The sequence below is a fragment of the Cellulomonas sp. Leaf395 genome, assembly GCF_001424125.1.
Lineage (GTDB): Bacteria > Actinomycetota > Actinomycetes > Actinomycetales > Cellulomonadaceae > Cellulomonas.
The window spans coordinates 609,960-635,517 of record NZ_LMQI01000004.1 but is presented as its reverse complement, the minus strand read 5'-3'; the positions used below and the strand labels follow the sequence as shown (position 1 = coordinate 635,517).

The 25,558-nt window shown below is 71.6% G+C and carries 25 protein-coding genes; 7 read left to right on the top strand and 18 right to left on the bottom strand.

What is annotated here, in order from left to right; translation table 11 throughout:
* From ASG23_RS14410 to ASG23_RS14395, 4 genes are all read right to left on the bottom strand, one after another.
* Window positions 1-408, bottom strand: coding sequence for a hypothetical protein (locus tag ASG23_RS14410; protein ID WP_056026074.1), 408 nt, complete (start codon window positions 406-408; stop codon window positions 1-3).
* 24 nt (window positions 409-432) lie between these two features.
* Window positions 433-1,737: a phosphoribosylamine--glycine ligase gene (purD, locus tag ASG23_RS14405; protein ID WP_056026071.1), complete on the bottom strand. Its 1,305-nt coding sequence runs from the start codon at window positions 1,735-1,737 to the stop codon at window positions 433-435.
* A gap of 11 nt (window positions 1,738-1,748) precedes the next feature.
* Window positions 1,749-3,629: a phosphoenolpyruvate carboxykinase (GTP) gene (locus ASG23_RS14400; protein ID WP_082516200.1), complete on the bottom strand. Its 1,881-nt coding sequence runs from the start codon at window positions 3,627-3,629 to the stop codon at window positions 1,749-1,751.
* Between the two features lie 105 nt (window positions 3,630-3,734).
* The gene (locus ASG23_RS14395; protein WP_056026069.1) at window positions 3,735-4,331 is read right to left on the bottom strand and encodes a helix-turn-helix domain-containing protein; all 597 of its coding nucleotides are present in this window, start codon (window positions 4,329-4,331) and stop codon (window positions 3,735-3,737) included.
* A 66-nt stretch (window positions 4,332-4,397) separates the two neighbouring features.
* Between ASG23_RS14395 and ASG23_RS14390 the strand changes: the two genes are divergently transcribed.
* Together ASG23_RS14390 and ASG23_RS14385 are read left to right on the top strand one after the other, a co-directional pair.
* Entirely contained in the window at window positions 4,398-5,663 is a 1,266-nt protein-coding gene (locus tag ASG23_RS14390; RefSeq protein WP_056026067.1) for an MFS transporter, read from the top strand.
* Between the two features lie 19 nt (window positions 5,664-5,682).
* Window positions 5,683-6,258: a GNAT family N-acetyltransferase gene (locus ASG23_RS14385; RefSeq protein WP_056026065.1), complete on the top strand. Its 576-nt coding sequence runs from the start codon at window positions 5,683-5,685 to the stop codon at window positions 6,256-6,258.
* Here ASG23_RS14385 and ASG23_RS14380 read toward each other — a convergent pair.
* Both ASG23_RS14380 and ASG23_RS14375 read right to left on the bottom strand, forming a co-directional pair.
* Entirely contained in the window at window positions 6,251-7,537 is a 1,287-nt protein-coding gene (locus ASG23_RS14380; protein WP_056026392.1) for an adenylosuccinate synthase, read from the bottom strand. The two genes, ASG23_RS14385 and ASG23_RS14380, sit on opposite strands and share 8 nt — an antisense overlap.
* A gap of 126 nt (window positions 7,538-7,663) precedes the next feature.
* Window positions 7,664-8,092: a DUF3151 family protein gene (locus ASG23_RS14375; protein WP_056026063.1), complete on the bottom strand. Its 429-nt coding sequence runs from the start codon at window positions 8,090-8,092 to the stop codon at window positions 7,664-7,666.
* A gap of 109 nt (window positions 8,093-8,201) precedes the next feature.
* On the opposite strand from ASG23_RS14375, the gene ASG23_RS14370 reads away from it, so the two are divergent.
* Window positions 8,202-8,573, top strand: coding sequence for an STAS domain-containing protein (locus ASG23_RS14370; protein ID WP_056026061.1), 372 nt, complete (start codon window positions 8,202-8,204; stop codon window positions 8,571-8,573).
* A gap of 9 nt (window positions 8,574-8,582) precedes the next feature.
* Here the strand turns inward: ASG23_RS14370 and ASG23_RS14365 are convergent, their stop codons facing one another.
* Complete coding sequence (locus ASG23_RS14365; protein WP_056026389.1) at window positions 8,583-10,715, bottom strand: SpoIIE family protein phosphatase; 2,133 nt, start codon at window positions 10,713-10,715, stop codon at window positions 8,583-8,585.
* Window positions 10,716-10,800: 85 nt separating this feature from the next.
* Between ASG23_RS14365 and ASG23_RS14360 the strand changes: the two genes are divergently transcribed.
* Entirely contained in the window at window positions 10,801-11,220 is a 420-nt protein-coding gene (locus ASG23_RS14360; RefSeq protein ID WP_056026059.1) for an STAS domain-containing protein, read from the top strand.
* Window positions 11,221-11,265: 45 nt separating this feature from the next.
* On the opposite strand, the gene fbaA is transcribed toward ASG23_RS14360, so the two are convergent.
* The 7 genes from fbaA to ASG23_RS14325 form a co-directional block, all read right to left on the bottom strand.
* Window positions 11,266-12,291, bottom strand: a complete 1,026-nt coding sequence (fbaA, locus tag ASG23_RS14355) for a class II fructose-bisphosphate aldolase (protein ID WP_056026386.1) — start codon at window positions 12,289-12,291, stop codon at window positions 11,266-11,268.
* Between the two features lie 81 nt (window positions 12,292-12,372).
* A complete protein-coding gene (locus tag ASG23_RS14350; protein WP_442856820.1) occupies window positions 12,373-13,032 on the bottom strand; it encodes a TrmH family RNA methyltransferase in 660 nt (219 codons plus the stop codon).
* A 14-nt stretch (window positions 13,033-13,046) separates the two neighbouring features.
* Window positions 13,047-14,582 (bottom strand): arabinosylfuranosidase ArfA, encoded by a 1,536-nt coding sequence (arfA, locus tag ASG23_RS14345; RefSeq protein ID WP_056026057.1) that lies wholly within the window; start codon window positions 14,580-14,582, stop codon window positions 13,047-13,049.
* Window positions 14,582-15,511 carry a carbohydrate ABC transporter permease gene (locus ASG23_RS14340; RefSeq protein ID WP_082516195.1) on the bottom strand — a complete coding sequence of 310 codons (930 nt, stop codon included), beginning with the start codon at window positions 15,509-15,511 and terminating at the stop codon, window positions 14,582-14,584. Before ASG23_RS14340 ends, arfA begins: the two co-directional genes overlap by 1 nt.
* Window positions 15,511-16,470, bottom strand: coding sequence for a carbohydrate ABC transporter permease (locus ASG23_RS14335; RefSeq protein WP_442856819.1), 960 nt, complete (start codon window positions 16,468-16,470; stop codon window positions 15,511-15,513). The genes ASG23_RS14340 and ASG23_RS14335 overlap by 1 nt, the downstream gene beginning before the upstream one ends.
* Window positions 16,471-16,480: 10 nt before the next feature.
* Window positions 16,481-17,845, bottom strand: a complete 1,365-nt coding sequence (locus tag ASG23_RS14330; RefSeq protein WP_082516193.1) for an extracellular solute-binding protein — start codon at window positions 17,843-17,845, stop codon at window positions 16,481-16,483.
* A gap of 153 nt (window positions 17,846-17,998) precedes the next feature.
* Window positions 17,999-19,003, bottom strand: a complete 1,005-nt coding sequence (locus tag ASG23_RS14325) for a LacI family DNA-binding transcriptional regulator (RefSeq protein WP_056026373.1) — start codon at window positions 19,001-19,003, stop codon at window positions 17,999-18,001.
* A gap of 95 nt (window positions 19,004-19,098) precedes the next feature.
* Between ASG23_RS14325 and ASG23_RS14320 the strand changes: the two genes are divergently transcribed.
* Together ASG23_RS14320 and ASG23_RS14315 are read left to right on the top strand one after the other, a co-directional pair.
* Window positions 19,099-19,866, top strand: a complete 768-nt coding sequence (locus ASG23_RS14320) for a VTT domain-containing protein (protein ID WP_056026055.1) — start codon at window positions 19,099-19,101, stop codon at window positions 19,864-19,866.
* A 41-nt stretch (window positions 19,867-19,907) separates the two neighbouring features.
* Window positions 19,908-20,648 (top strand): HAD-IIA family hydrolase, encoded by a 741-nt coding sequence (locus tag ASG23_RS14315; RefSeq protein WP_056026370.1) that lies wholly within the window; start codon window positions 19,908-19,910, stop codon window positions 20,646-20,648.
* On the opposite strand, the gene ASG23_RS14310 is transcribed toward ASG23_RS14315, so the two are convergent.
* The 4 genes from ASG23_RS14310 to ASG23_RS14295 are packed head-to-tail and all read right to left on the bottom strand — an operon-like array spanning window position 20,645 to window position 23,382.
* Window positions 20,645-21,214: a LemA family protein gene (locus ASG23_RS14310; protein WP_056026053.1), complete on the bottom strand. Its 570-nt coding sequence runs from the start codon at window positions 21,212-21,214 to the stop codon at window positions 20,645-20,647. The two genes, ASG23_RS14315 and ASG23_RS14310, sit on opposite strands and share 4 nt — an antisense overlap.
* A 57-nt stretch (window positions 21,215-21,271) precedes the next feature.
* Entirely contained in the window at window positions 21,272-21,982 is a 711-nt protein-coding gene (locus tag ASG23_RS14305) for a DUF3137 domain-containing protein (protein WP_056026051.1), read from the bottom strand.
* A gap of 7 nt (window positions 21,983-21,989) precedes the next feature.
* The gene (pyrE, locus tag ASG23_RS14300; RefSeq protein ID WP_056026049.1) at window positions 21,990-22,565 is read right to left on the bottom strand and encodes an orotate phosphoribosyltransferase; all 576 of its coding nucleotides are present in this window, start codon (window positions 22,563-22,565) and stop codon (window positions 21,990-21,992) included.
* A gap of 22 nt (window positions 22,566-22,587) precedes the next feature.
* Window positions 22,588-23,382: an SDR family NAD(P)-dependent oxidoreductase gene (locus ASG23_RS14295; protein WP_056026047.1), complete on the bottom strand. Its 795-nt coding sequence runs from the start codon at window positions 23,380-23,382 to the stop codon at window positions 22,588-22,590.
* Window positions 23,383-23,483: 101 nt separating this feature from the next.
* On the opposite strand from ASG23_RS14295, the gene recQ reads away from it, so the two are divergent.
* The gene (gene recQ, locus ASG23_RS14290) at window positions 23,484-25,499 is read left to right on the top strand and encodes a DNA helicase RecQ (protein WP_082516247.1); all 2,016 of its coding nucleotides are present in this window, start codon (window positions 23,484-23,486) and stop codon (window positions 25,497-25,499) included.
* Window positions 25,500-25,558 lie beyond the last annotated feature (59 nt).

The window sequence follows — 25,558 nt, the reverse complement described above, 5'->3', positions numbered from 1 at the left end:
TCAGACGAGGTCGTTCCCGCCCTCGAGACCCTCCGGGATGGGTAGCCCCACCAGCCGGACCAGCCGCTCCACCGTCTCCTCGACGAACGTGTCCGCCGGCTCGTCCACGTGGTCCTCGGCGAGCAGCCGCCGCACGTGCTTGGCCTCGACGTCCACCGCCCCGACCAGCAACGCCCACTCGGCGAAGGCCTCCGCCTCGGCGGCCAGGTCGACCGGGTCGCTCTCGGCGGGGTCGTCGAAGAAGTCCCGTGGCTGGAAGCCCAGGTAGAACCGGCCGAGCCCGTCGGGGGCGGGCCGGTAGTCGACGGTGGCGATGTCGCCGTCCTGGACCTCGATGGTCAGGCTCGGGGTCGCAGCGGCGTCCCCGCCCCAGGCGCCGTCGCCGTACACGAACGTGGTGGTGCTCATGCGGCGATGATGCCGCACAACGCCTCAGACCAGCGGGACGTCCGCCACCGCCGCGGCGATGTCCGAGCGGTGGTGCGAGAACGGCAGGTCGATCTCCTGGACGCCCGCGTAGGCGGCGGCACGGGCGGCGGCGAGGTCGGGGCCGACGCCGACGACGGACAGCACGCGGCCGCCCGCGGAGACGAGGTGCGCGCCGTCGATCGCGTCGTCGTCGTCACCCGCTGCGTTGAGCTGGAGGGCCGTGCCGGCGTGCAGGACGTGCACGCCGGGGAGCGCCTCGGCGTCCTCCGTCCCGGTGATCGGGTCGCCGGAGCGGACGGCGCCGGGGTACCCGCCCGAGGCGATGACGACCGTCACCGCCGCGTCGTCGCGCCACCGCAGCCGGGGCAGGGTACCGAGCGTCCCCGTCGCGGAGGCGAGCAGCACGGCGGCCAGCGGCGTCTCGAGCCGGGCCAGCACGACCTGCGTCTCGGGGTCCCCGAACCGGGCGTTGAACTCGACGACCTTCAGCCCGGACGACGTGAGCGCGAGCCCGACGTAGAGGACGCCGGAGAACGGGGTGCCGCGGCGCGCCATCTCGGCGATCGTGGGCCGCGCGACGCGTTCGACCACCTCATCCACCAGGTCCGCGGGCGCCCACGGCAGGGGCGAGTACGCGCCCATCCCGCCGGTGTTGGGGCCCTCGTCGCCGTCGTGCGCGCGCTTGAAGTCCTGCGCGGGGACCAGCGGGACGACGTCGACGCCGTCGGACAGGACGAACAGCGAGATCTCGGGGCCGTCGAGGTAGTCCTCGATGACGATGCGGCCGTCGGGCTTGGCCAGGCACGCCTGCGCGTGGGCCAGCGCCTCGGCGCGGTCGTGGGTCACCACGACACCCTTGCCCGCGGCGAGCCCGTCGTCCTTGACCACGTAGGGGGCGCCGAACGCGTCGAGACCAGCGGCGGCCTCCTCGATCGTCGTCGCCACCCGCGGCTCGGCCGTGGGCACGCCCGCGGCGGCCATGACCTCCTTGGCGAACGCCTTGGAGCCCTCGAGCCGCGCGCCTGCCGCGGACGGACCGAAGACGGGGATCCCGACGGCACGCACGGCGTCCGCGACGCCCGCGACCAGCGGAGCCTCGGGCCCGACGACGACGAGGTCCGCCTCGAGCCTGGTGGCCAGCGTCGCGACGGCGGACCCGTCCAGCTGGTCGACGGCGTGCAGCGTGGCGAGAGCCCCGATGCCGGGGTTGCCCGGGGCGGCGTGCAGCGCGGTGACCGCCGGGTCGAGGGACAGCGCGCGCACCAGCGCGTGCTCACGGGCACCGGTGCCGACGACGAGGATCTTCACGGGCCGGGAGCCTACCGGGAGGGTTCGGCCGCCCGCAGACGTGCTCGCAGTGCGTCCAGCTCGTCGACCATCGCCACCGGCAGCCGGTCACCGAACTGCGCGAAGAACTCCTCGGTCAGGTCACACTCCGCGAGCCACGCGGCGGGGTCGACCGCGAGCAGCTGCTCCAGCGTGCCCGGCGCGAGGTCCAGCCCGCTCAGGTCCAGCTCGCCCTCGGCGGGGAGAACGCCGATCGGCGAGTCGGTCCCCTCCACCGACCCGTCGAGCCGCTGGAGCGCCCAGGCCAGCACCCGCGCGTTCTCCCCGAAGCCGGGCCAGAGGTAGGACCCATCGGCGCCCTTGCGGAACCAGTTGACGCCGAAGACCGCGGGCAGCGGGATGCCGCGGGCGGACAGCTGCGCGCCGAGCCGGAGCCAGTGGCCCCAGTGGTCGGCCATGTTGTAGCCGCAGAACGGGAGCATGGCGAAGGGGTCGCGACGCAGGGTTCCGACGGGCCCCTCGGCGGCGGCGGTCTGCTCGGACGCGATCGTCGCGCCCAGGAACACGCCGTGCGACCAGTCCCGCGCCTGCGCGACCAGGGGGACGTTGGTGGCCCGCCGACCGCCGAACCAGATGGCGTCGATCGGCACGCCCTCGGGCGAGTCCCACGAGTCGGCGATGGTCGGGCACTGGTCCGCGGCGACGGTGAACCGGCTGTTCGGGTGGGCGGCCGGTTCCGGCGACTCCGGCGTCCAGTCCCGCCCCTGCCAGTCCGTGAGGTGGTCCGGCGGGGTGTCCGTCAGGCCCTCCCACCACACGTCGCCGTCGTCCGTCAGCGCGACGTTGGTGAAGATGACGTCGTGCGACAGGGTCGCGACGGCGGCCGGGTTCGTAGCCTCTCCAGTGCCCGGCGCGACCCCGAAGAAGCCGGCCTCCGGGTTGATCGCCCGCAGCCGCCCGTCGGTGCCCGGCCCGCCAGGACGTAGCCACGCGATGTCGTCGCCGATCGTCTCGACCCGCCAGCCCGGGATGGTCGGCCGGAGCATCGCGAGGTTGGTCTTCCCGCACGCGGACGGGAACGCGGCGGCGACGTGCGACACCCGCCCGGTCGGCGAGGTCACGCGCAGCACCAGCATGTGCTCGGCGAGCCAGCCCTCGTCGCGCGCCATGACCGACGCGATCCGCAGCGCGAAGCACTTCTTGCCCAGCAGCGCGTTGCCGCCGTAGCCCGAGCCGTACGACCAGATCTCCCGCGTCTCGGGGAAGTGCGAGATGTACTTCGTGGAGCTGCACGGCCAGGGGACGTCGCGCTGGCCGGGCTCGAGGGGTGCACCCACCGAGTGAACCGCGGGGACGAAGTCGCCGTCGGTCCCTAGGAGGTCCAGCGCGGCGGTACCGACCCTCGTCATCACCCGCATGCTCACGACGACGTACGGCGAGTCGGTGACCTGCACGCCCAGCTGCGAGATCGGTCCGCCCAGGGGGCCCATCGAGAACGGGACGACGTACATGGTCCGGCCGCGCATCGACCCGGCGAACACCCCCGCCAGCTCGGCGCGCATGACGTGCGGCTCGCGCCAGTGGTTGGTCGGCCCGGCGTCGTCGGGGTCGACCGAGCAGATGAACGTGCGGTCCTCGACCCGGGCGACGTCGGACGGGTCAGAGCGCGCCAGGTAGCTGTTCGGCCGCAGCTCGTCGTCGAGCCGGATGAGCGTCCCGGCATCGACCATGCCCTCGACCAGCGCCGACGCCTGCTCCGGGGAGCCGTCGACCCAGACGACCTCGTCGGGCTCGGTGAGCGCCGCGACCGCACCGACCCATGCCAGCAGCGCCGCGTGCCGCTGGGCGCCCGGAGCTGCGGGGACAGCGACCGGGGCCAGGTCGAAGGACGGGTGGTGCTCGACGAGCGTCATGACAACCTCCGGGAAAGAATCACGTCCTTCCACCGTGGACCTCCCGGCCGTCGGATTCCATCACCTCACACGTGAAACATCCGCGATTCTTGCGATCTGCACAACTCAGACGGCCTCGTCGATCGGCAGGGGGAGCGCGTCGACGTAGATGCGCACGCGCCGCCGCCCCTCCGTCTGTCCGGCGGCCTTGCGCGCCTTGGCCTGCTTGACGGCGTCGTCGACGATCTCCTGCACCGCGAGCACGACGTGCTGCATCTCCTCGAGGGTCAGGTCCGCCGTCGTCCGGTCGTTGAGCGACGCGGCCTCCCACTCCGGCGTGTCCCCCGTGGACAGCCACCGCTGGAGCACCTGGGCGCGCTCGGCGACGACCCCCTGGAGCAGCGCCTTGGCGGCGTCGGCCGTCCGCGGGTCCCGCAGCATGTCCCGGCCGTCGAGGCTGTACCCGACCGCGCGCCACCACCGGTCCCGGCCCCGCTCGTGTGCGGGGTCGTCCTCGACGAACCCGTGCTTCTCCAGCTGACGCAGGTGGTAGCTCGTCTGCCCGCTGCTCTCCCCCAGGTGCCGGCCGAGCTGGCTGGCCGTGGCCGACCCGTGCTCGGACAGGTAGTCGTACATCGCCATCCGCAGGGGATGCGCCAAGGCCTTCAGCTCCTCCGGCCCGATGGCGCGGGCCCGGAACGGCAGGGGGTTGTTATCGGTCATTTGCAGAGATACCTTTGCAGAGTTGTCTTTGCAGAATTTTCTCTTCGATCGTATCGGGAGTCCACCATGAGCGAGCCTGCCGCCACGCGCGAACCCCTCGGCCGCCGGTTCACCGCGCACCTGACGGCGACGGGGATGGCCAACCTCGGCGACGGCATCGTGCAGACCGGCGTCCCGCTGTACGCCCTGACGCTCACGCGCTCCCCCGGCCAGATCGCGCTGCTCACCGCCGCGGCGTGGCTCCCCTGGCTGGTGTGCGGCCTCGCCGCCGGGGTGGTCGTCGACCGGCGCGACCGCAAGCACACCCAGGTGGTCGGCCTCGCCGCCCGCGCGGTCCTGCTCGGGGTCGCCGTCTGGTTGGTCGTCTCCGGGCAGATGACCATGCCCGCGCTGACCGTGGTGGTGCTGCTCTACGGGGTGACCGACGTGTTCGTCGACCTCGCCGGATCGGCGCTGGTCCCGGACCTCGTGCCGCGCTCCCGCCTCGAGGCGGCGAACGGGCGGACGCTCGCCGCGCAGCAGGTCATGGCCGCGTTCGTCGGCGGACCTGTCGCCGGCGCCATGCTCGCGCTCGGCGCCGGCTGGGTGTTCGGCGTCCCGGCGGGCCTCGGCGTGCTCGCGCTGCTGATCGTCGCCACCCGGATCCCCGGGACGTACAAGCACGCCGCGACCCAGAAGCGTTCGGCCACCACCGAGGTCCGCGAGGGCGTCGCCTTCCTCGTCCGGCACCCCGTGCTCCGGCCTCTGCTCGTGGCCGGGAGCGTGCTGAACATGGCGAACACCGGCTACTTCGCGGTGTTCGTGCTCTGGATGGTGGGACCCGGGTCCCGCGTCGGCCTCGAACCCGCGCACTACCCCCTGGTGGTCGCGGGGCTGGCCGTCGGCGCGGTGCTCGGCTCGCTCGCGGCCGAGCCGCTGAGCCGCCGCATCCCCGAGGTCCGGCTGCTGCTGGGCTGCTGGATCCTGAACTCGCTGCTCCTCCTGGTCCCCGTCCTGGTGCCCACGGTGCCGGCCATCGCGGCCGCGGTGTTCCTGCTCGGATTCACCAACACCAACGGGAACGTCATCTCCCAGTCGATGCGTCAGCGCATGGTGGCCCCGGGGATGCTCGGCCGGGTGGGCGGCGCCGGACGGACGCTGGCCTACGGGCTCATGCCGGTCGGGGCTCTGCTCGGCGGGCTCGTCGCGGAGCAGTGGGGTCTACCTGCCGTGTTCGTCGGCGCGACGGCGCTGTGCCTCGTGGCCATCGCGTATCCCGTCGCGGTCGTCCGCCAGCGCATGGTCACGGAGCTCGAGCTGCCCGTTGTCGAGAGGGTCCCCGCGGCCGTCTGATCGTCGCCATACTGGCCGCGTGCCCCGTCTTGCCCCGCCCGCGATCGCGCCCGGCAGCATCCGCCGCCTCCCGCAGCCCGTCCTCCGCTCGGACGCGCTGGTGCTCCGACCGTGGCGGGCCGGCGACGAGCCCACGGTCGTCGAGGCCTATGCCGACCCGGACATCCGCCACTGGCACGACCGGTCCATGGATGCCGACGAGGCGGCCGCGTGGGTCGCCCACTGGGCCGGGCGATGGCAGGCGGAGACGGGCGCCGGTTGGGCGATCACGATCGACGACGAGCCCGTCGGGCAGATCAGCCTGCGCACGTTCGAGCACGGAGACGGCATCTCGGAGGTCTCCTACTGGGTGCTGCCGGGCGCCCGCGGCCGCCGGATCGCGCCGACCGCGCTGCGGGCCGTCGCCACCTGGGGCTTCGAGACTGTGGGTCTGCACCGGATCCAGGTCGATCACGCGACTCAGAACACGGCTTCCTGCCAGGTGGCCACCCGCGCCGGGTTCCCACTCGAGGGGACCAAGCGCGGGGCCTACCTCCAGAGCGACGGCCGCCACGACGCGCACCTGCACGCCCGCCTGGCGGATGGTGTCAGCTGAGCAGCTCGTGGCGGACGATCGTGGCCTCGCGGCCGGGACCGACGCCGATCGAGGAGATACGGGCGCCGGAGATCTCCTCGAGCCGCAGCAGGTAGCGCTGCGCGGCGGCCGGGAGGTCGTCGAACTCACGGGCACCCGAGATGTCCTCGGACCAGCCGTCGAGGTACTCGTAGACCGGCGTCGCGTGGTGGAAGTCCGACTGGTCGTACGGCATCTCGTCGAACCGGCGCCCCTTGACGTCGTACGCCACGGCGACGGGGATCTTGTCCCGGCCGGTGAGCACGTCGAGCTTGGTGACCACCAGGTCGGTGAGGCCGTTGACGCGGCTGGCGTAGCGGACCACGACTGCGTCGTACCAGCCGGTGCGACGCGGGCGGCCGGTGGTGGTGCCGAACTCCCCGCCGGTCTGCCGCAGCCACTCACCGTCGTCGTCGAGCAGCTCCGTGGGGAACGGCCCTTCGCCCACGCGGGTGGTGTACGCCTTGGCGACGGCGACGACGCGGTCGATCCTCGTCGGCCCCACGCCCGAGCCCGTGCACGCGCCGCCGGCCGTGGCCGACGAGGACGTGACGAACGGGTACGTGCCGTGGTCGACGTCGAGCATGGTGGCCTGACCCGCCTCGAAGACGAGCGTCTTGCCCTCGTCCAGCGCGGTGTTGAGCAGCAGGGGGGTGTCCGCGACCAGCGGGTGCAGGCGGTCGGCGTGGCGCAGCAGGTCCTCGACCGTCTCGTCGACCGTGATGGCCCGGCGGTTGTAGACCTTCACCAGCAGGTGGTTCTTCTGGTCGAGGGCGCCCTCGACCTTCTCCCGCAGGATCTTCTCGTCGAACAGGTCCTGGATGCGGATGCCGACGCGGTTGATCTTGTCGGAGTACGCGGGGCCGATGCCGCGGCCGGTGGTGCCGATGCGGCGCTTCCCCAGGAACCGCTCGGTGACCTTGTCGAGCGTGCGGTTGTACGGCGCGATGACGTGCGCGGCCGAGGACACCCGCAGGGCCGAGGTGTCGACGCCGCGCGCCTCGAGAGCGTCGATCTCTTCAAACAGCACGTCGATGTCCACGACGACGCCGTTGCCGATGACGGGGACGACACCGGGCGAGAGGATCCCGGAGGGAAGCAGGTGCAGGGCGTACTTCTCACCGTCGATCACGACCGTGTGGCCCGCGTTGTTCCCGCCGTTGAACTTCACGACGTAGTCCGTGCGCGAGCCGAGCTGGTCGGTCGCCTTGCCCTTGCCCTCGTCACCCCACTGAGCCCCGAGCACCACGACGGCCGGCATCCAGATCACCACTCCCACCCTGCCTACGGTGCGCACCCGTGGAGAGGGCACGAGCACCGGGCGACAGTGACCCAGTACCTCCGAGAGGGTATCGGAACGTGAAGAGCCCGATCAGGTCAGCTCATGTCAGCGCAGGTTTGCGACCTCTTCGGCAGAGGTCCCGCTGTCCACCAGGAAGGTCGAGCACCGCTCGGCCTCCTCGGACTCCCCGATCGCCTCGGCCGCCGCGGCGAGGGCGAGCAGGGCGCGCAGGAAGCCGTGGTTGGGCTCGTGGTCCACGGGGATCGGGCCGCGGCCGTGCCAGCCCGCGCGGCGCAGCGCGTCGAGACCGCGGTGGTAGCCCGTGCGCGCGTAGGCGTAGGCGGCCACCGGGTCGCCGTCGTCCGCGAGGGCGTTCTCCGCCAGCAGCGCCCACAGGATCGACGCCGCCGGTGCTGCGGCGACAGCCTCGCGCGGGGTGGATCCGCTGCTCAGGGCAGCGCGGGCGTCGCCGTCCGGGCCGTCGGCGGGCAGCAGCGTCGGGGCGGGACCGTCCAGCAGGTTCTCGTGGCTCATGCGCCCAGTGTCCCCCACGGCGTGCGACGCCCTGAGAGCCCGACTACAGTCGTGCCGCCGACCTGGACCGCTGTTCGGCGCGCACCTCCCCCCTCCAGACAGGGTGCCCATGATCGAGATCTCGACGTCTTCGACGACGACGACGCTGACCATCGCCGGCGACCTGGACCTGGCTGAGCGCGACCAGTTCCCGGAGATCGCCGCGCGGGTCGTGGGTCTGCGCCGCCAGCTGGTGGCCATCGACATGTGCCGCGTGACCTTCATGGACTCGACGGGTGCGGCGTTCCTCATCTCTCTGGCGGATGCCGGGCGCAAGCGTGGCGGCGCGACCGTGCTTCGGGGCGCGAACCCGCGGGACCTGTTCGTCATCGAGATCTGCGGCGCCCTCGACCTGTTCCGCATCGACGCGGACCACCGGTGCGAGTCCACCGTCGAGCAGTCCGACTTCCGCCGTCCCGACGGCGCCTCGGCGCCTGCCTGACGCGGGCGCCTACTGGCCGTCCGTGGGCATCGACCCCGGTCGCACCTTCGCCCACACCAGCTTGCCGCCGCGCGACTGACGCCATCCCCAGTCCGCGAGCCGCTCGACGATCTGCATACCGAAGCCCCCGACCCGCCCGGGGTGCCCGTCGGTGGTGACCGGCGGTGCGGGGTTGGCGTCCTCGACCTCGATGCGCAGTCCGTCCCCGGTGTCGTAGAGCTGGAGCGACACGTGCCCGAACCCGTGCAGCACGGCGTTGGCGACCAGCTCGGAGACCACCAGCTCGGCGTTCGCCGCGTCCTCGATCCCCCACGCCTGGCAGGTCCGCACCACCGCGTGCCGCGCACGCCCGATGGACGCCGCCTCGCTCGGCAGCGACCAGCGCCGCCGACGGGGGCTGCGCGTCCGCTCGGAGGTGTCCAGGGGCGACGGCACACGGACGACCACGACGGCGACGTCGTCCTCCGGGTGGTCCGCGAGCCGGGACAGCAGCTCCTCGCCGACTCCCGCCGCATCCCGCGCGGTGACGGCCGCGGCCACCGCCGACAGCGCAAGGAGCCCGTCGCGCATGCCACGGTCGCGTCGCTCGATGAGGCCGTCCGTGTAGTAGATGACGACGTCACCCGGCTCGAGGTCGAGCGCACCCGTGCCCCGGGGCACGCCGCCGAAGCCGATCAGCGGCCCGCCGGCCGCATCGAGCAGGGTGACCTGGCCCGACCGGACCAGGAGGGCGGGCAGGTGACCCGCCCGCGAGTACTGCAGCCGCCACCCGCCGTCGGAGCGCGTCAGGGTGGACAGGACCAGGCTCGCCGGGCGCGGCACCCGCATGCCGGCGACCAGCTGGTCGACCCGTTCCAGCACCGGGCCGGGCGTCGTGATGTCGAAGATGTAGGAGCGGACCACCGAGCGCAGCTGGCCCATCGACGCGGCCGCCTCGACGTCGTGACCGACGACGTCCCCGATGACCACTCCGACGACGTCCTGAGTGACCTGGAGCACGTCGTACCAGTCGCCGCCCACCTGGGCGTTCTCGGAGTTCGGCGCGTAGTAGGTCCATACGTCGAGGCCGTCGACCTCGGCCTGCTCCGGGAGCATCGCGCGCTGGAGCGTCTCGGCCAGGCGGTGCTCACGGTCGTAGAGGCGCGCGTTGTCGATGACCAGCCCGACGCGGCGGGCCGTCAGGTCCAGGACCGTGCGCACGGACGGCTCCAGGTCGTGCAGCCCGCGGCCGTCACGCGCGTGCACGACGAGCACCCCGAGCACCCGGCGGCGGCCGGGCAGCGGGAAGACGAGGACAGAACGACGGTCGCCGTCCGTGGGGCCGGCGTCATAGGCGCCCAGCTCGGCTTCCGCGTGCTGGGCAAGCCACGCCGACGCGGTCCCGAGGCCGTAGGACGTGCCGAGCGCGAGCTCGACAGGCCGGTCGGTCTCGGCGTCGAGGAGCTGCTGGACGGCGTCGGGCCCGCGGTCCTGCACGGCAGGGCCCTCCCCGTGCCGCGCGCCCTTCCCGGTGGGCGGGCGTCCCGCGTCGATCCCGTCGGCCACACGCAGACCGCCGTCGTTGAGGTAGAACGCCGCCCAGCCGACGACGGCCCGACGCAGCATCGTGGCGATCTCGCGGAGCGCGCGCGGGTCGTCGACGTCCATCAGGAGGTCCGAGACCTGCGCGATGAGCCCGAGGCTGCGCCGCTCGCGGCGCTCCGCCTCCACCATCGCCGCCTGCTCGGCGTCGTGCGACAGCTGCTCGGTCAGGTCCTGGAGCGCGGCGACCCAGTGGGTCAGGGGCCCGTCACCGCCGGCGCGGACCGGCGAGAGGTTCGCGCGGCACGCGAGCTGGGTGCCGTCCGCGCGGCGCAGGACGATCGTGTGGACGATCTCCCGCCCGGCACGCAGTCCCTCCTGCAACCGGACCCGGTCGGCTTCCTGGAGCGTGGTCTCCCCCAGGATCGCCGTCTGGCGGCGCCGCGCCTCGTCCAGGCCGTAGCCGGTGACCCGCTCGAAAGCGTCGTTCACCCAGATCACGGGCAGGTTCGCCGCCGTCGCGTCCAGCAGTGCCATGGGGACGGACGTCGCCTTCAGGGCGCGGTCGCGGACGTCGGCGAGGGCGTGATCGGGAAACGGCGAGGCGTGGGAGTTGACCACCACTACCTCCGATCGTCTAGCGTTCCGAACAGGCACGTCGTCGAGAAGCGGCGCGTGCCTGCCGGAAGAAGCTGAAAGGAACGCCGTGCGCGACGGTAACAGCACGATCCCGGACGGGCCTGCGGACGTCTCGCGGGTCGATCAGGGTGCAGGGGTCGTCGGCGAACCAGGGGCGGTACAGGTCATCGTGGGGACGGATGCCACCCGCATCGTGCTCTCGGGCGAGATCGACGCCGACCTCGGTCCCGAGCTGCAGGAAGCGACGGCGGAGGCCGAGCAGGTGGGCCTGCCCATCGAGGTGGACGCTCACCACGTGACGTTCATGGACTCCTCAGGAGTCGCCTTCCTGGCACGCCTCTCCATCCGGTCGCAGCACCGGGTCCGCCTCCTCCGGGTACCGCCCACCGTGCGGTTCCTGCTCGAGGTCACGCGGATCGGTGAGCTCCTGGACGTGGTCGAGGGCGACGAGTCCGAGTTCCAGCCGATGGGCGACACCACCAGCTGACACACGAAAGGGCCCCCGCGAGGGGGCCCTTTCGTGTGTCTGGGGTCAGGCGCCGAGCGTGTGCCCGGCCGAGCGGAGCTGGCGCGAGGCCTCCGCGATCCGCTGGGCCATGCCGGCCTCGGCGAGCTTGCCCCAGGCGCGCGGGTCGTAGGCCTTCTTGTTGCCCACCTCGCCGTCGACCTTGAGCACACCGTCGTAGTTGCGGAAGAAGTGGTCCGCCACCGGACGGCTGAACGCGTACTGCGTGTCCGTGTCGATGTTCATCTTGATGACGCCGTTGTCGACGGCCTCGGAGATCTCGGCCTCGGTGGAGCCGGACCCGCCGTGGAAGACCAGGTCGAACGGGTTCTCCTTGCCGATGGCCTCGCCGACGGCCTTCTGGATCTCCGCGAGGATCGACGGACGCAGCTTGACCGCGCCGGGCTTGTACACGCCGTGCACGTTGCCGAACGTCAGGGCCGTCAGGTAGCGGCCCTTCTCGCCCGCGCCGAGCGCCCTGACGGTGGCAAGGCCGTCCTCGACGGTCGTGTACAGCTTGTCGTTGATCTCGGCCGTGTGGCCGTCCTCCTCGCCACCGACGACGCCGACCTCGATCTCGAGGATCGTGCGGGCCTTCACGGAGAGGTCCAGGAGCTCCTCGGCGATGACCAGGTTCTCGTCCAGCGGCACGGACGAGCCGTCCCACATGTGCGACTGGAACGTGGGGAGCTTGCCGGCCTTGACCTGCTCGATCTCGAGCGCGAGCAGCGGCCGCACCCAGGAGTCGAGGTTCTGCTTGGCGCAGTGGTCGGTGTGCAGCGCGACGGTGATCGGGTAGCCCTTGGCCACCTCGGCCGCGTACGCCGCGAGGGCCAGCGAGCCGGCGATGCGGTCCTTGACCGTCGAGCCGGCCGCGTACTCGGCGCCGCCGACCGACACCTGGATGATGCCGTCGGACTCCGCCTCGGCGAAGCCCTGCAGCGCGGCGGTGACGCTCTGGGACGACGTGACGTTCACGGCCGGGTAGGCGAACTTGCCCGCCTTCGCCCGGTCGATCATCTCGGCGTAGACCTCGGGGGTGGCGATGGCCATCTGCAGCATCTCCTGCGCGTAGAGGGGAGGGGGTATCGCACCGATTCTGGCACGCCTGCACAGCCCGACGCCTGGGACGTTCTACCCCTGGACACCTGGCGACGCGTGGCGGCTGATCCAGGCGTGCATGGCGATCGCAGCCGCAGCACCCGCGTTGATCGAGCGGGTCGAGCCGAACTGGGCGATGTGCAGGACGTCTACGGCGGAGGCCCGGGCCGCGTCGGACAGGCCGACGGACTCCTGCCCGAACAGCAGGACGCAGGCCCGCGGTAGCGGGTAGCCCTCCAGAGCCACCGAGCCCGGCAGGTTGTCGATGCCGAGCACCGGCAGTCCCTCGTCGGACGCCCAGGCCAGCAGGTCGCCGACCGACGGATGGTGGCGGACGTGCTGGTAGCGGTCGGTGACCATGGCCCCGCGACGGTTCCAGCGGCGGTTGCCGACGATGTGCACCTCGGCCGCGAGGAACGCGTTGGCGGTGCGGACGACCGAGCCGATGTTCATGTCGTGGGCCCAGTTCTCGATGGCCACGTGGAACGGGTGCCGGCGGGTGTCGAGGTCGGCGACGATCGCCTCGAGGCTCCAGTACCGGTAGGCGTCGACGACGTTGCGCCGGTCGCCGTGCGCCAGCAGCTCGGGGTCGTACCGGGGGTCGAGGGGCGCGCCAGCGCTGTCGAGCACAGGCCACTCACCCACCCACGGGCCGACCCCGACCTCTGCGCGCTCCTCGTCCACGGGCGCCACCGTAGCTGTGCCCGTCAGGCCGGCGTGACCTCCAGCTCGACCACGGCCCACGACAGCGGGGGCAGCCGCAGGCTCACGACGCCGTCCTGCGCCCGCACCCCGTCGACCGGGCGGAGGCCGACGCGGTCCTGGGCGTCCTGCGAGTTCGTGGTGTGCCGGTCGCCGCCCTCGGGCACGGTCAGCACCTCCGCACGCCTGACCTGACCGGCCGTCCAGCCGCGCAGGTCGACCGTGACCTCCGCGTCCTCGTCGAGACCCCGGTGCGCCAGGAAGAGCGCGACGCGGCCGTGCTCCTCGTCCCACGTGGCCGACACGTCGACCAGGTCGACCGAGTCGAACTTCGCCGTGTCGTAGCGGTCCGACGTCACGGCCGTGCGGAGGATGACCCCGCGGGCGAGTGCTGCCATGCGTGCGAACGGCCAGAAGATCGACTGCCGCCACGCGGGGCCGCCCTCCTCGGAGCGGATGGGCGCGATGACGTTGACCAGCTGGGCCTGGTTGGCGATCTTCACGCGGTCGCCATGGCGCAGCAGCGAGTTCAGGAACGTGCCGACGACGACGGCGTCGGTCACCGAGTACTCGTCCTCGATGATCCGTGGGTGCTCCTTCCAGACGCCGGCCCGCTCGATCACGTGCGGCTGGTCCTCGGTGTCGCGACCGGTCTGGTACCAGACGTTCCACTCGTCGAACGAGAGGTCGATGTGCTTCTTGTGCTTCCCCTTCGCCCGGACCGCGTCGGCCGTCGCCACCACCGACTCGATGAAGTAGTCCATGTCCACGGCGCTGGCCAGGAAGCTCGCATGGTCGCCGTCGTCCTCCTGGTAGTACGCGTGCAGCGAGACGTAGTCCACCTCGTCGTACGTGTGCCCGAGCACGGTCTGCTCCCACGCGCCGAACGTCGGCATGCCGGAGTTCGACGAGCCGCACGCGACCAGCTCGATCCGCGGGTCCACCAGCCGCATCGCCTTGGCGGCCTCCTGCGCCAGCCGCCCGTACTCGTCGGCCGTCTTGGCACCCATCTGCCACGGGCCGTCCATCTCGTTGCCCAGGCACCACAGCCGGATGTCGAACGGGTCCTCGTGGCCGTTCGTGCGCCGCAGGTCCGACAGCTCCGTGCCGCCCGGGTGGTTGGCGTACTCGACGAGCCGGCGCGCCTCCTCGACCCCACGGGTGCCCAGGTTCACGGCCTCCATGACCTCGACGCCGGCCACGCGGGCCCAGTCGACGAACTCGTGCAGCCCGAACGCGTTCGTCTCGACCGTGTGCCAGGCGCCGTCCAGCCGCCGCGGCCGGTCCGGACCGACGCCGTCCTCCCACGCGTACCCGGAGACGAAGTTGCCCCCGGGGTACCGGACGACCGTCGCGCCCAGCTCTTTGACCAGGTCGAGGACGTCGCGGCGGAATCCCTGGTCGTCGGCCGTCGGGTGGCCTGGCTCGAAGATGCCGGTGTAGACGCACCGGCCCATGTGCTCGACGAACGACCCGAAGATCCGGCGGGGCACCTCCCCGACGACGAAGTCGCGGTCGAGCGTGACGCGTGCCTTCGACATCACTGACCGCCGAAGCCGGTGGTGGCGAAGCCCTTGATGATCTGGCGCTGGAAGAACAGGAACACCACGACCAGCGGGAGCGCAGCGAGCACGGCGGAGGCCATGACCTGCGCGTACTGCAGGCCGTAGGCGCTCTTCACCGTCTGCAGACCGACGGGCATGGTCATCAGGGACGCATCACTGGTGGCGATGAACGGCCACAGGAAGTTGTTCCATGCCCCGATGAACACGAAGATCGCCACGGCTGCCAGGATCGGCCGCGACAGCGGCAGCACGATCGACCAGAAGACGCGCAGCCGGCCGGCGCCGTCGATGCGTGCCGCGTCCTCGAGCTCGACGGGGACCTGGTCGAAGAACTTCTTCAGGATGAACACCATGGCCGGGTGGACCACCTGGGGCAGGATTATCGCCCAGTACGTGTCCACGAGGTTGAGGGTGAGCATCTCGTAGAACAGGGGCACGATCAGCACCTGCGGCGGGATGATGATCGACGCGATGATCCCCCAGAACAGCCAGCGCCGGCCGGTGAAGTCGAGCCGCGAGAACGCGTAGGCGGCCAGGGCCGTCACCGCGAGGGTGATGAGGGTGATCGCCGTGGCGGTCACCAGGCTGTTCCAGGTCCAGAGGGGGATGTTCCCCTCCCGCAGCACGTTCGCGTACGCGTCGGTGGTGAAGCCGTCGGGCGGCAGCCAGGACACGGGCGTGGCGGCGGCCGACGTCTCGGACTTGAACGACGTGGCGACGGCCCAGAGGAACGGCAGGAGCCAGAACACCGCGAGGACGACGAGGGCGACGATCGCGCCGATCCGTCCGGGGCTGGCGAAGCGCTCGCCGATGCGTAGACCCGCCTTGTCGGCGAACCGGCCGCGGGACGGACGGGCGCCGACAGATCCGGGCTCAGGCTGTGTGCTCTGCACGGCGGTGGTCATCAGGCACCCCTCCGAGTCGTCAGTCGCATCTGGCCGACCGAGATGATGACGATGATGGCGAAGAAGATGTAGGCGATCGACGACGCGTACCCGAACCGGTAGCCCGTGAAGCCCGTCTCGAAGACGTACTGGACGACGGGCCGGGTCACGCCGCCGGGACCGCCCTGCGTCATGATGTAGATCTGGTCGAAGACCTTCAGCGAGGCCAGGATCTGCAGGATCACGATGAGCACGGTGGTCGGCCCCAGCTGCGGGACGGTGATCGACCGCAGCTGCCGCCACCGGCCCGCACCGTCCAGCGCGGACGCCTCGTACTGCTGCTCCGGGATGTTCTGCAGGGCCGTCAGGTAGAGCAGGAAGTTGAACCCGACCGTCCACCACAGCGTCATGACCACCACCGCGAGCATCGCCCACTGCGGGTCCTGCAGCCAGGCGATCGGCTCGACGCCCACCGCCCCGAGCAGGTAGTTCACGAGACCGAGCTGCGGGTTGTACATCCAGATCCAGAACTGGGCCGCGACCGTCGAGGCCAGCAGGAACGGCATGAAGAACGAGAGCCGCCAGAGCCACTGCCCGGGCAGCCCCTGATGCACGAGCAGCGCCAGGATGAGCGCGACGACCACCAGCGGCACGGTCGACAGGACCGTGAACCACAGGGTGTTGAGTAGGGAACGCCACATGATCGGGTCGTTCACCGCCTCGACGTAGTTGTCGAGGCCGATGAGCTCGCCCCCCGCACCGGTGATGCTCTCCCCGGTGAAGCTGAGGTAGAAGCCGTGGACCAGTGGCCAGATGAGGAACATCACGAAGACGATGACGAACGGGGCGACGAACGCCCAGCCGATGCGGTTGTCACGGGCGCGGCGCTCACGTTCGCCGCGCCGGACCTCCTCGGCCGACGTGGTGCGCGGGGGGGCGCCGGTGGCCGAGGCGTCGAGAGCTGCAGAGGACACGGTCAACTCCTTCGGGTCACACCGGGTTGGGCTTGGCGAGCTGCACGTTCACGCGGCGGACGAAGGCGGCGAAGCCCTCGGCCGGGTCGGCGCCTTCCAGATACACGCCCTGCACGGTCTCCAGGAAGTAGTTCTGGAAGTCGCTGCCGGACCCGGTGAACCACGCCTCCGGGTCGTAGTTGAGGATCTCCGCGGCGGACGCGTAGTGCGCCTGCGGCTCGAGCGCCTGGTACTCGTCGCTCTCCACCACGGGCTGGTAGGCGGGAATGTGCCCGGCCTCGGCCCAGCCGAGCGAGTTCTGCAGGAGGTCGGCAACGAACTGGTAGCTCGCCCGCCGCTGCTCCGGGTCGGGGCTGGACTGGTGCGGCAGCGTGAACGCGTGCGAGTCGGCGTAGGCGGCCGGCGTGCCGAACAGTGTCGGGATTGGCTGCGCGTCGAACGCCAGGCCCGAGTTCTTGGCGGTGGGCAGCTCCCACACGCCGGTGAAGAACATCCCGCTCTCACCGGACATGAACTCCGAGACGGCCGTGCCGTAGTCGCCGCTGGGCGTGCAGATGGTGCCGTCGAGGAGCTGCTGGATGAACTCCAGCGACTCCACCGCGGCGTCGTCGTCGACCACCGCAGTCAGGCCGGACAGGTCGAACTCCGCGTCGTGCTGCTTGTAGAGCGTGTAGAACAGCCGCCACATCTGGGCACCGTCGCCCAGGTACCCGTACGAGAGGCCGTGCTTCCCGGTCACCGCCTGCATGGCACGGGCGACCTCGAGGAACTGGTCGGGGCTGTCGATCGGCGCCAGCTGGCCGTCGGAACCGAGCACGTCGGCCTGCTCGGCGACGTCGAGGTTGTACATCATGATGAACGGGTGCGAGTCGAGGGCGATCGAGTACTGCTTGCCGTCCAGCCCGCCCTTGGCCCAGACACGTTCGAGGAAGTCGGACTCCTCGACGCCGAACTCGGCCAGCAGGTCCAGGTCCCACGGGTCCAGCAGCCCGCCCGGCGCGTACCCGGCCACCCGTGACGCGTGCATGATCGCGACGTCGGGCGACCGACCGCCGACGCTCGCCATGGCCAGCTTGGTGTAGTACGGCGCACCCCAGGCCAGCACGGTCTGGGTGGCCTCGTACCCGTGGTCCAGGGCGTTCACCTTGTCGACGAGGCCGGCCATGTTGATGCCGTCGCCGCCGCTGAGCAGGTGCCAGTAGGCGAGCTCGTGAAGACCGCTCGCCGCCGCCGGCGGGGCACACCCGGCGAGCGCCGAGGCGGCTGCGACGCCTCCGACCGTGGCCAAGGACCCGACCAGCATCTGGCGCCGGGTGAGGCCCGGCCCGGGTGGCAGGACCAAGTCGGCGGTGCGCCGGTGCGCAAAGTGGTGCGGTGCCATGCCCTCACTCCTTCGTGAGACGCGTCCGACGTCGTCGTCGGTAGCCGGGCCCGGCGTCGTCGCCGTGTCCGAATCGCATCATTACATCGTTAGAACGGCGGTGCAACGAACTCGCCGACACGCGTGTCACTGCGCCTGTGACCAGCCGCGACGTCAGCCGGTGCTGGCGCGGACCACGACCCGGTGGGGGAACACGACCTGTCGCGGCGGCCGGCCGGGGTCGGCGATGCGCTCGCTGAGCAGGTCCAGCGCGGCCGCCGCGTAGCCACGCAGGTCGAACGCCACGGTGGTCAGCGGAGGGACCGCATACCGGGCGGAGGCGACGTCGTCGAACCCCGCCACCGCGACGTCGTCAGGCACCCGGAGCCCTCGCTCCCACAGCACGCTGAGCACGCCGAGCGCCATCGAGTCCGTGAAGCACAGGAAGGCGTCCGGCACCGGGTGCCGGGCAAGGTGGGCACGCGTGGCCTCGACCGCCAGCTCCGTCGTCCAGTACCGCACTGGGATCTCGAGGTCCGGGTCCAGCACGAGGCCGGCCGCCACGAGGGCAGCTCGGTACCCCTCGGTGCGCTGCAGGGCCGCCGCCGTCTCCACCCCGACCGGGGGCGTACCCACGGCGGCGATGCGCCTGCGGCCCGTCGCCAGCAGGTGCTCCGCCACGTCCCGCGAGGCTTGCACGCTGTCCACGCCCACGTGGTCCGCCCGGTCCTGGACGACCTCGCCGATGAGCACCGTCGGCGGCAACGGCCCCAGCACCGCCGGCACGGCCGAGTCCGCCAGGGAGACGGGGTTGAGGACGAGCCCGTCGACCAGGTGCGACCGCGCGCGGGACAGCAGGTCGCGCTCGCGGCCCGGCTCCGCAGCCGTCTCCTCGATCTGCAGTGACCAGCCCCGCGAGTGCGCTTCCTCGACGAAGTGGTGCGCCAGCTCGGCCGAGTACGCCGTCGACAGGTCGGGCAGAGCCAGCGCGATGAGGCCGTACCGGCCGTTGCGCAGCCCGCGCGCGCCGAGGTTCGGGACGTAGTCCAGCTCAGCCAGGGCACGCTCCACTCGCTCGCGCGTCTCCGGACGCACGAACACGACACCGTGGATGACGTTGGAGACGGTCTTCGGCGACACGCCCGCCCGGGCTGCGACGTCCTTCACGGTGGCCCGCACGGCGCCATTGTTCAGCACCTGTCGGGGATCGTGCCGCACACGGTCCGCACATTCCCCTCCCGGGCCGCCCACCGGCGCCCCCGTACTCTGGGCGCATGCTGATGACGACCGCCCTCACGGCCGCCGGACCCGTCGCCGCCCTCGGGCCCGACTTCCTCGACCCGCAGTACCTGATCGACTCGTTCGGGCCGTGGGTGCTGCTCGGCATCATGGCGATCGTCTTCATCGAGGTCGGCCTGCTGTTCCCGATCCTGCCCGGCGACTCGTTGCTGTTCACGGCGGGCGCGCTCGTCGCGCAGGAGTCGCTCGAGATCGAGATCAGCATCTGGGCGCTGTGCCTGATCCTCATCGCCACCGCCTACGCCGGCACCCAGACCGGCTACCTGATCGGTCGCACGCTCGGGCCGAGGGTGTTCAGCAAGCCCGACTCGCGGTTCTTCAAGCAGCGCTACATCGACCAGACCTACGCCTACTTCGACAAGTACGGCGGGCGGACGCTGATCGTGGCCCAGTTCATCCCGTTCGTGCGCACCTACGCGTCGGTCGCCGCCGGCGTGGGCCGCATGCCGTACCGGCACTTCGCGCTGTTCAACGCGATCGGCGTCGTGCTCTGGGCCGGGGGCGTCACGCTGCTCGGCTACCTGCTGGGCAACATCACGTTCATCAAGGAGAACATCGAGGCGCTCCTGATCCTCGTCGTCTTCATGTCGGTGCTGCCGGTGATCGTCGAGGTGTGGCGCAAGAACCGCAAGGACAAGAAGCTCCTGGCGGCCGGGCTCCCCGTCGACGAGGCCGGCCGCGACCCGCGGTACGACACGCAAGAGGAGCGCGACGAGGTCGAGCGCAAGGCGTTCGACGCGTGACGCACCACGGACCGAGGGAGATCCGCTCCTGGCTGTCCGACATGGACGGCGTGCTCGTGCACGAGGGGACGGCCCTCCCCGGCGCCGCGGAGTTCGTCAAGGCGCTCCGCGAAGGGGACCGCCCGTTCCTCATCCTGACCAACAACTCGATCTTCACCACGCGTGACCTGCGCGCGCGCCTTGCCGCGTCCGGGATCGACGTACCCGAGGACGCCATCTGGACCTCGGCCTTGGCCACCGCGCAGTTCCTCACCGACCAGATGCCGGGCGGCTCCGCATACGTGATCGGCGAGGCCGGGCTGACCACCGCGCTGTACGAGGCCGGCTACACGCTGACCGCCGCGCAGCCGGACTTCGTGGTCCTCGGCGAGACGCGCACGTACTCCTTCGAGGCGATCACCCAGGCCATCCGCCTGATCCAGGGCGGCGCCCGGTTCATCGCCACCAACCCGGACGTCACCGGGCCCTCGGCCGACGGTGACCTGCCGGCCACCGGTGCGGTCGCGGCGATGATCAGCGCCGCCACCGGGCGTCAGCCGTACTTCGTCGGCAAGCCCAACCCGATGATGATCCGTTCCGCGCTGAACCGGATCGACGCGCACTCCGAGACCACCGTGATGGTCGGCGACCGGATGGACACCGACGTCGTCGCCGGCATCGAGGCCGGGCTGCGCACGTTCCTGGTCCTGTCCGGATCGACGCGGCTGGCCGACGTGGAGCGCTTCCCGTTCCGGCCGACGGAGATCCTCGACTCGGTGCAGGACCTGGTCGGTCGGGTCTAGAAGCTGACCTCGGGCGCCGCGCGCACGCTGGGCTCCTGGACCTCGAAGTACTCGGCCCGCTCGACGTGGAACATGCCGGCGATGATGTTCGCCGGGAACGTCTCGACCTTCGTGTTCAGCTCACGGACGTTCGCGTTGTAGAACCGGCGGCCCGCCGCGATGCGGTCCTCCGTGTTGGTCAGCTCGGCCTGGAGCTGCTGGAAGTTCTCGCTGGCCCGCAGCACCGGGTAGGCCTCCGCCACGGCGAACAGCCGGCCGAGCGCCTGCGTCAGCTGGTTCTCCTGGGCGGCCTGCTCCGCCGGCCCCGAGGCCGGTCCGGCGGCGGCGGCGCGGGCGCGGGCGACCTCGTCGAACACACCCCGCTCGTGGGCGGCGTAGCCCTTGACCGACTCCACCAGGTTGGGGATCAGGTCGTGCCGACGGTGCAGCTCGACGTCGATCTGCCGCCACGCCTCCTGCACCAGGTTCCGCAGGCGGACGAAGCCGTTGTACGTGGAGACGGCCCAGATGAGCGCGATCACGACGATCACGGCGACGACGATCAGGACGATGACACCGGTGGACACAGCAGGGCCTCTCGGAGGTCGGGCGGGTGCGCCGATCGTAGCGTCGGGTGGTCGCCGTCAGGTGTCAGGCTGCCCGATCGTGGTCGGCGTCGGGTCGTACCCGTGGTCCTGCCAGACGTGCCGCGGGATCGCCCGCACGACCGCGGCGAGCAGGCCCAGCCGCGGTGCCAGACGGTCCAGGTCGGTGGTGCCGGTCTCCCACGACAGGATCCAGGTGCCGCCGATCCGCCACGCGTTCCCGAGGGCGTCACCTTGCAGCAGGCGCTCCATGAGCCGCGGGTGCAGGATGGCGTGCCCGGTCCGCTGGTCCGTGGCCGCCACCCGGTACGCGCGGTTGAAGTCCTCGGACTCGAACTGGACGTCCTGTGCGCCGACCAGCTTGGCCAGCCGGGCGCCGATCCCCTCGGGAGTCACCTCGACCGTCGGCAGGTATGTCGGCAGGGCCAGCCCGACGATGTGCGCGCGGTGGGTGCTCCGGTTCTTCCCGCTGCCGGTGGTCCACTGGTACGTGAAGGACAGCGCCGGTCGTGAGTCGTGGGTGCCGCGCAGGACCTCGATGGCCCGCCGGGCACTCCCCTGCCCGAACGGCTGCCCGCCCGAGATGTCGATGAGCGCCCGCTCCGACTCGGCATAGGACCACCCGTTGCGCAGCGCCCACGCCCGGAACCGCTCGTGGCGCTTCTTCTGCACCCAGAACGAGGCGAAGAACAGTCCGAGGATGACGAGCAGGCCGCCGACGATCAGCACGCCGAACAGGGCGTCGCCCATGGTCGGGTCAGGCCAGGCCGAGGTCGGTCAGGCTGAACAGGTAGTGGTACGGGACGCCGAGCGCCTCGATCTTGGCCTGCGCACCGGTCGCGCGGTCCACGATGACGGCGGCACCCACCACCTCGGCACCGGCCTCGCGCGCCGCCTCGATCGCGGTGATGGGCGAGCCGCCCGTGGTCGACGTGTCCTCCAGGATGACAACCTTGCGGCCGGCGATGTCCGGGCCCTCGACGCGACGCTGCATGCCGTGCGCCTTCGCCTCCTTGCGGACGACGAACGCGTCGAGGTCCTGACCCCGGGACGCGGCCGCGTGCAGGAGCGCGGTCGCGACGGGATCGGCACCGAGGGTCAGTCCGCCGACGGCGTCGATCTCCGCGGTGCCGAGGCCGACCTCCTCCAGACGGTCCAGGAGCAGGTGCCCGATCAGCGGGGCGGCGCGGTGGTGCAGCGTGACGCGGCGCAGGTCGACGTAGTAGTCGGCCTCACGACCGGACGACAGCGTGACCTTCCCGTGCACGACCGCGAGGGTCCGGATGAGCTCGAGCAGCTGCTCGCGGGGCGTCGGGGGGAGGTCGTGAGTCACGGCGGTCAGGCTACCGGGCGGGTCAGCCGACGGTGGGGGCGTCCGTGTCCTGGCCCTGGAACGAGCGGCGGTAGCGGCCGAACGCCCGGATGGCCGACCGCGGGGCCAGCCGAGCGGCCGCCGACAGTGCCCGGTAGCGCAGGCTGGGGGTGGACAGGACGGCGCCGCGGCGGACGTCTGCAAGGCCGGTGGCCACCACGTCCTCCGCATTCAGCCACGCGATCTCGGGGTAGGCGGTCATGTCGATCTCGCCGCGCTCGTGGAACTCCGTGTGCACGAAGCCCGGGTTCAGCGACGTGGCGGTGACGCCGGTGCCGCGCAGCTCGACGGCGAGGCTCTCGGTGAACACCCGGACCCAGGCCTTGTGCGCGGAGTACGTGCCCGACGTGAGCAGGGCGGCGACCGACGCGACGTTCAGGATCGCCCCACGGCCCCGCGACACCATCGCGCCCGCGGCCGCGTGCGAGAGGACCATCACCGCGGTGACCATGAGCGCGAGCGCCGTCTCCTCGTCCGCCAGGCTGCCGGGGACGAAGCGCTGGTTCAGGCCCAGGCCGGCGTTGTTCACCAGCAGACCGACGGGGCGCTCGGTGGCGCGCAGCCGGTCGGCGACGCGTTCGACGTCGGCGCGGTCGGACAGGTCGGCGGCGAGCACCTCGGCGCGGATGCCGGCCGCGGCCTCGAGCTGGGCGGCGAGGCGGTTCAGCCGCTCCTCGTTGCGTGCGACCAGGACGACGTCGTGCTTGGCCGTGGCCAGCTGCCAGGCGAACTCCAGGCCCAGGCCTGCGGACGCGCCGGTGATGAGTGCGGTTGCCATGCGCCCACCCTACGGACGACCCGGGGTCGTTGCGCGGCGCCGTGCTCGGCACTGTGGAGGACCCGGCCGACACGTCGGCGGTCGGACGTAGGGTGTGCCGCGTGACTGACGGGTGGGGTAGCGACGTACCGGACTGGCCTCTGGACGAGGAGCCGCCGTTCGACCCGTTCTACGACGCCGCACCGCCCGAGCACGAGCCGTCGGCGGCGTCGGTCCGTGGTGCTCGGTCCGCTCCCCCGCCGCGACCGGACATCCCGCGCGAGGTGGCGCAGGTCCTCGACCCGGAGGCCGCCCTGGCTGCCGCGGCCGAGGTGCTGCACACGGTGTGGGGGTACGACGCCTTCCGGGGCGAGCAGGCCGAGATCATCGACACCGTCGTGCGCGGCGGTGATGCACTCGTGCTCATGCCGACGGGCGGCGGCAAGTCGCTCTGCTACCAGGTCCCCGCGCTGGTCCGGCAGGGCACCGGGGTCGTGGTCTCCCCCCTGATCGCCCTCATGCAGGACCAGGTGGACGCCCTGTCCGCGCTGGGGGTGCGGGCCGGGTTCCTCAACTCGACGCAGCAGTCCTTCGAGCGCCGGAAGGTCGAGGACGCCTACCTCGCCGGCGAGCTCGACCTGCTGTACCTGGCGCCCGAGCGCCTGCGGGTGCGGGAGACCATCGAGCTGCTGGACCGCGGGACGGTCTCGCTGTTCGCCATCGACGAGGCGCACTGCGTGTCCCAGTGGGGGCACGACTTCCGGCCCGACTACCTCCAGCTGTCGATGCTGCACGAGCGCTGGCCCGAGGTCCCGCGGATCGCTCTGACTGCCACCGCCACCGAGCAGACCCACGCGGAGATCGCGCAGCGGCTGCAGCTCGGGGACGCCAAGCACTTCGTCGCCAGCTTCGACCGGCCCAACATCCAGTACCGGATCGCGCCCAAGGACAAGCCGCGCGACCAGCTGCTCAACCTGCTGCGCACCGAGCACGAGGGCGACGCGGGCATCGTCTACTGCCTCTCGCGGAACTCGGTCGAGCAGACGGCGCAGTTCCTGGTGGACCACGGCGTGACCGCGCTGCCGTACCACGCGGGCCTCGACCGGCAGGTGCGGGCACGGAACCAGTCGAGGTTCCTGCGCGAGGACGGGATCGTGATGGTCGCGACCATCGCGTTCGGGATGGGCATCGACAAGCCCGACGTCCGGTTCGTCGCGCACCTGGACCTGCCGAAGTCCGTCGAGGGCTACTACCAGGAGACCGGCCGCGCCGGACGTGACGGGCTGCCCTCCACGGCCTGGCTCGCCTACGGGCTCGCCGACGTGGTGCAGCAGCGCCGGATGATCGACACGTCCGAGGGCGACGCCGCCCACAAGCGCCGGCTGACCGCCCACCTGGACGCGATGCTCGCGCTCTGCGAGACCGTGTCGTGCCGCCGGGTGCAGCTGCTCAACTACTTCGGTCAGACGTCGCAGCCGTGCGGCAACTGCGACACCTGCCTGACGCCGCCGGAGTCGTGGGACGGGACCGTCGCGGCGCAGAAGCTGCTGTCGACGGTCGTCCGCCTGGAGCAGCGCGGGCAGCGGTACGGCGTCGGGCACCTGGTCGACATCCTGCGCGGCAAGGTGACACCGCGCGTCACGCAGCTCGGGCACCAGGACCTCAGCACGTTCGGGGTCGGGCAGGACCTGTCCGACGGGGAGTGGCGCGGCGTCGTGCGGCAGCTGCTGGCCATGGAGCTGCTCGGTGTGGACTCCGACGGGTACGGCACCCTGCGTCTGGCTCCCGACAGCGCGGACGTGCTGCGCGGGGACCGCGAGGTGCGGCTGCGGCGGGAGACCGAGAAGGTCGTGCGGACGCGGGGGACGCGCGGCGCCCGGGCAACCGCCGCCGCAGACCTGTCGGACGATGCCCTGGAGCTGTTCGAGGTGCTGCGAGCCTGGCGTGCCGCGGTGGCCAAGGAGCAGGGCGTCCCCGCGTACGTGGTGTTCCACGACGCGACGCTGCGTGAGGTGGTGACGCAGCGGCCGACGTCGCTGGAGGCGCTCGGCGGGATCAGCGGGGTGGGCGCGACCAAGCTCGAGCGGCACGGCCCGGGGCTCCTCGCTGCGCTGAACGGAGTGCCCGAGTCGGCCTGACGCGCGTCACCGACCGCGCGCCCGGACCAGCTCGACGCGCGACCTCGACGTGCCGACGT

Excerpts from the sequence above, each read along its gene's own strand:
- ASG23_RS14410 (WP_056026074.1), bottom strand. The coding sequence starts at position 408 with ATGAGCACCACCACGTTCGTGTACGGCGACGGCGCCTGGGGCGGGGAC.
- ASG23_RS14400 (WP_082516200.1), bottom strand. The coding sequence starts at position 3,629 with ATGACGCTCGTCGAGCACCACCCGTCCTTCGACCTGGCCCCGGTCGCT.
- ASG23_RS14395 (WP_056026069.1), bottom strand. The coding sequence starts at position 4,331 with ATGACCGATAACAACCCCCTGCCGTTCCGGGCCCGCGCCATCGGGCCG.
- ASG23_RS14390 (WP_056026067.1), top strand. The coding sequence starts at position 4,398 with ATGAGCGAGCCTGCCGCCACGCGCGAACCCCTCGGCCGCCGGTTCACC.
- ASG23_RS14380 (WP_056026392.1), bottom strand. The coding sequence starts at position 7,537 with ATGCCGGCCGTCGTGGTGCTCGGGGCTCAGTGGGGTGACGAGGGCAAG.
- ASG23_RS14375 (WP_056026063.1), bottom strand. The coding sequence starts at position 8,092 with ATGAGCCACGAGAACCTGCTGGACGGTCCCGCCCCGACGCTGCTGCCC.
- ASG23_RS14370 (WP_056026061.1), top strand. The coding sequence starts at position 8,202 with ATGATCGAGATCTCGACGTCTTCGACGACGACGACGCTGACCATCGCC.
- fbaA (WP_056026386.1), bottom strand. The coding sequence starts at position 12,291 with ATGGCCATCGCCACCCCCGAGGTCTACGCCGAGATGATCGACCGGGCG.
- arfA (WP_056026057.1), bottom strand. The coding sequence starts at position 14,582 with ATGTCGAAGGCACGCGTCACGCTCGACCGCGACTTCGTCGTCGGGGAG.
- ASG23_RS14340 (WP_082516195.1), bottom strand. The coding sequence starts at position 15,511 with ATGACCACCGCCGTGCAGAGCACACAGCCTGAGCCCGGATCTGTCGGC.
- ASG23_RS14330 (WP_082516193.1), bottom strand. The coding sequence starts at position 17,845 with ATGGCACCGCACCACTTTGCGCACCGGCGCACCGCCGACTTGGTCCTG.
- ASG23_RS14320 (WP_056026055.1), top strand. The coding sequence starts at position 19,099 with ATGCTGATGACGACCGCCCTCACGGCCGCCGGACCCGTCGCCGCCCTC.
- ASG23_RS14315 (WP_056026370.1), top strand. The coding sequence starts at position 19,908 with ATGGACGGCGTGCTCGTGCACGAGGGGACGGCCCTCCCCGGCGCCGCG.
- ASG23_RS14305 (WP_056026051.1), bottom strand. The coding sequence starts at position 21,982 with ATGGGCGACGCCCTGTTCGGCGTGCTGATCGTCGGCGGCCTGCTCGTC.
- ASG23_RS14295 (WP_056026047.1), bottom strand. The coding sequence starts at position 23,382 with ATGGCAACCGCACTCATCACCGGCGCGTCCGCAGGCCTGGGCCTGGAG.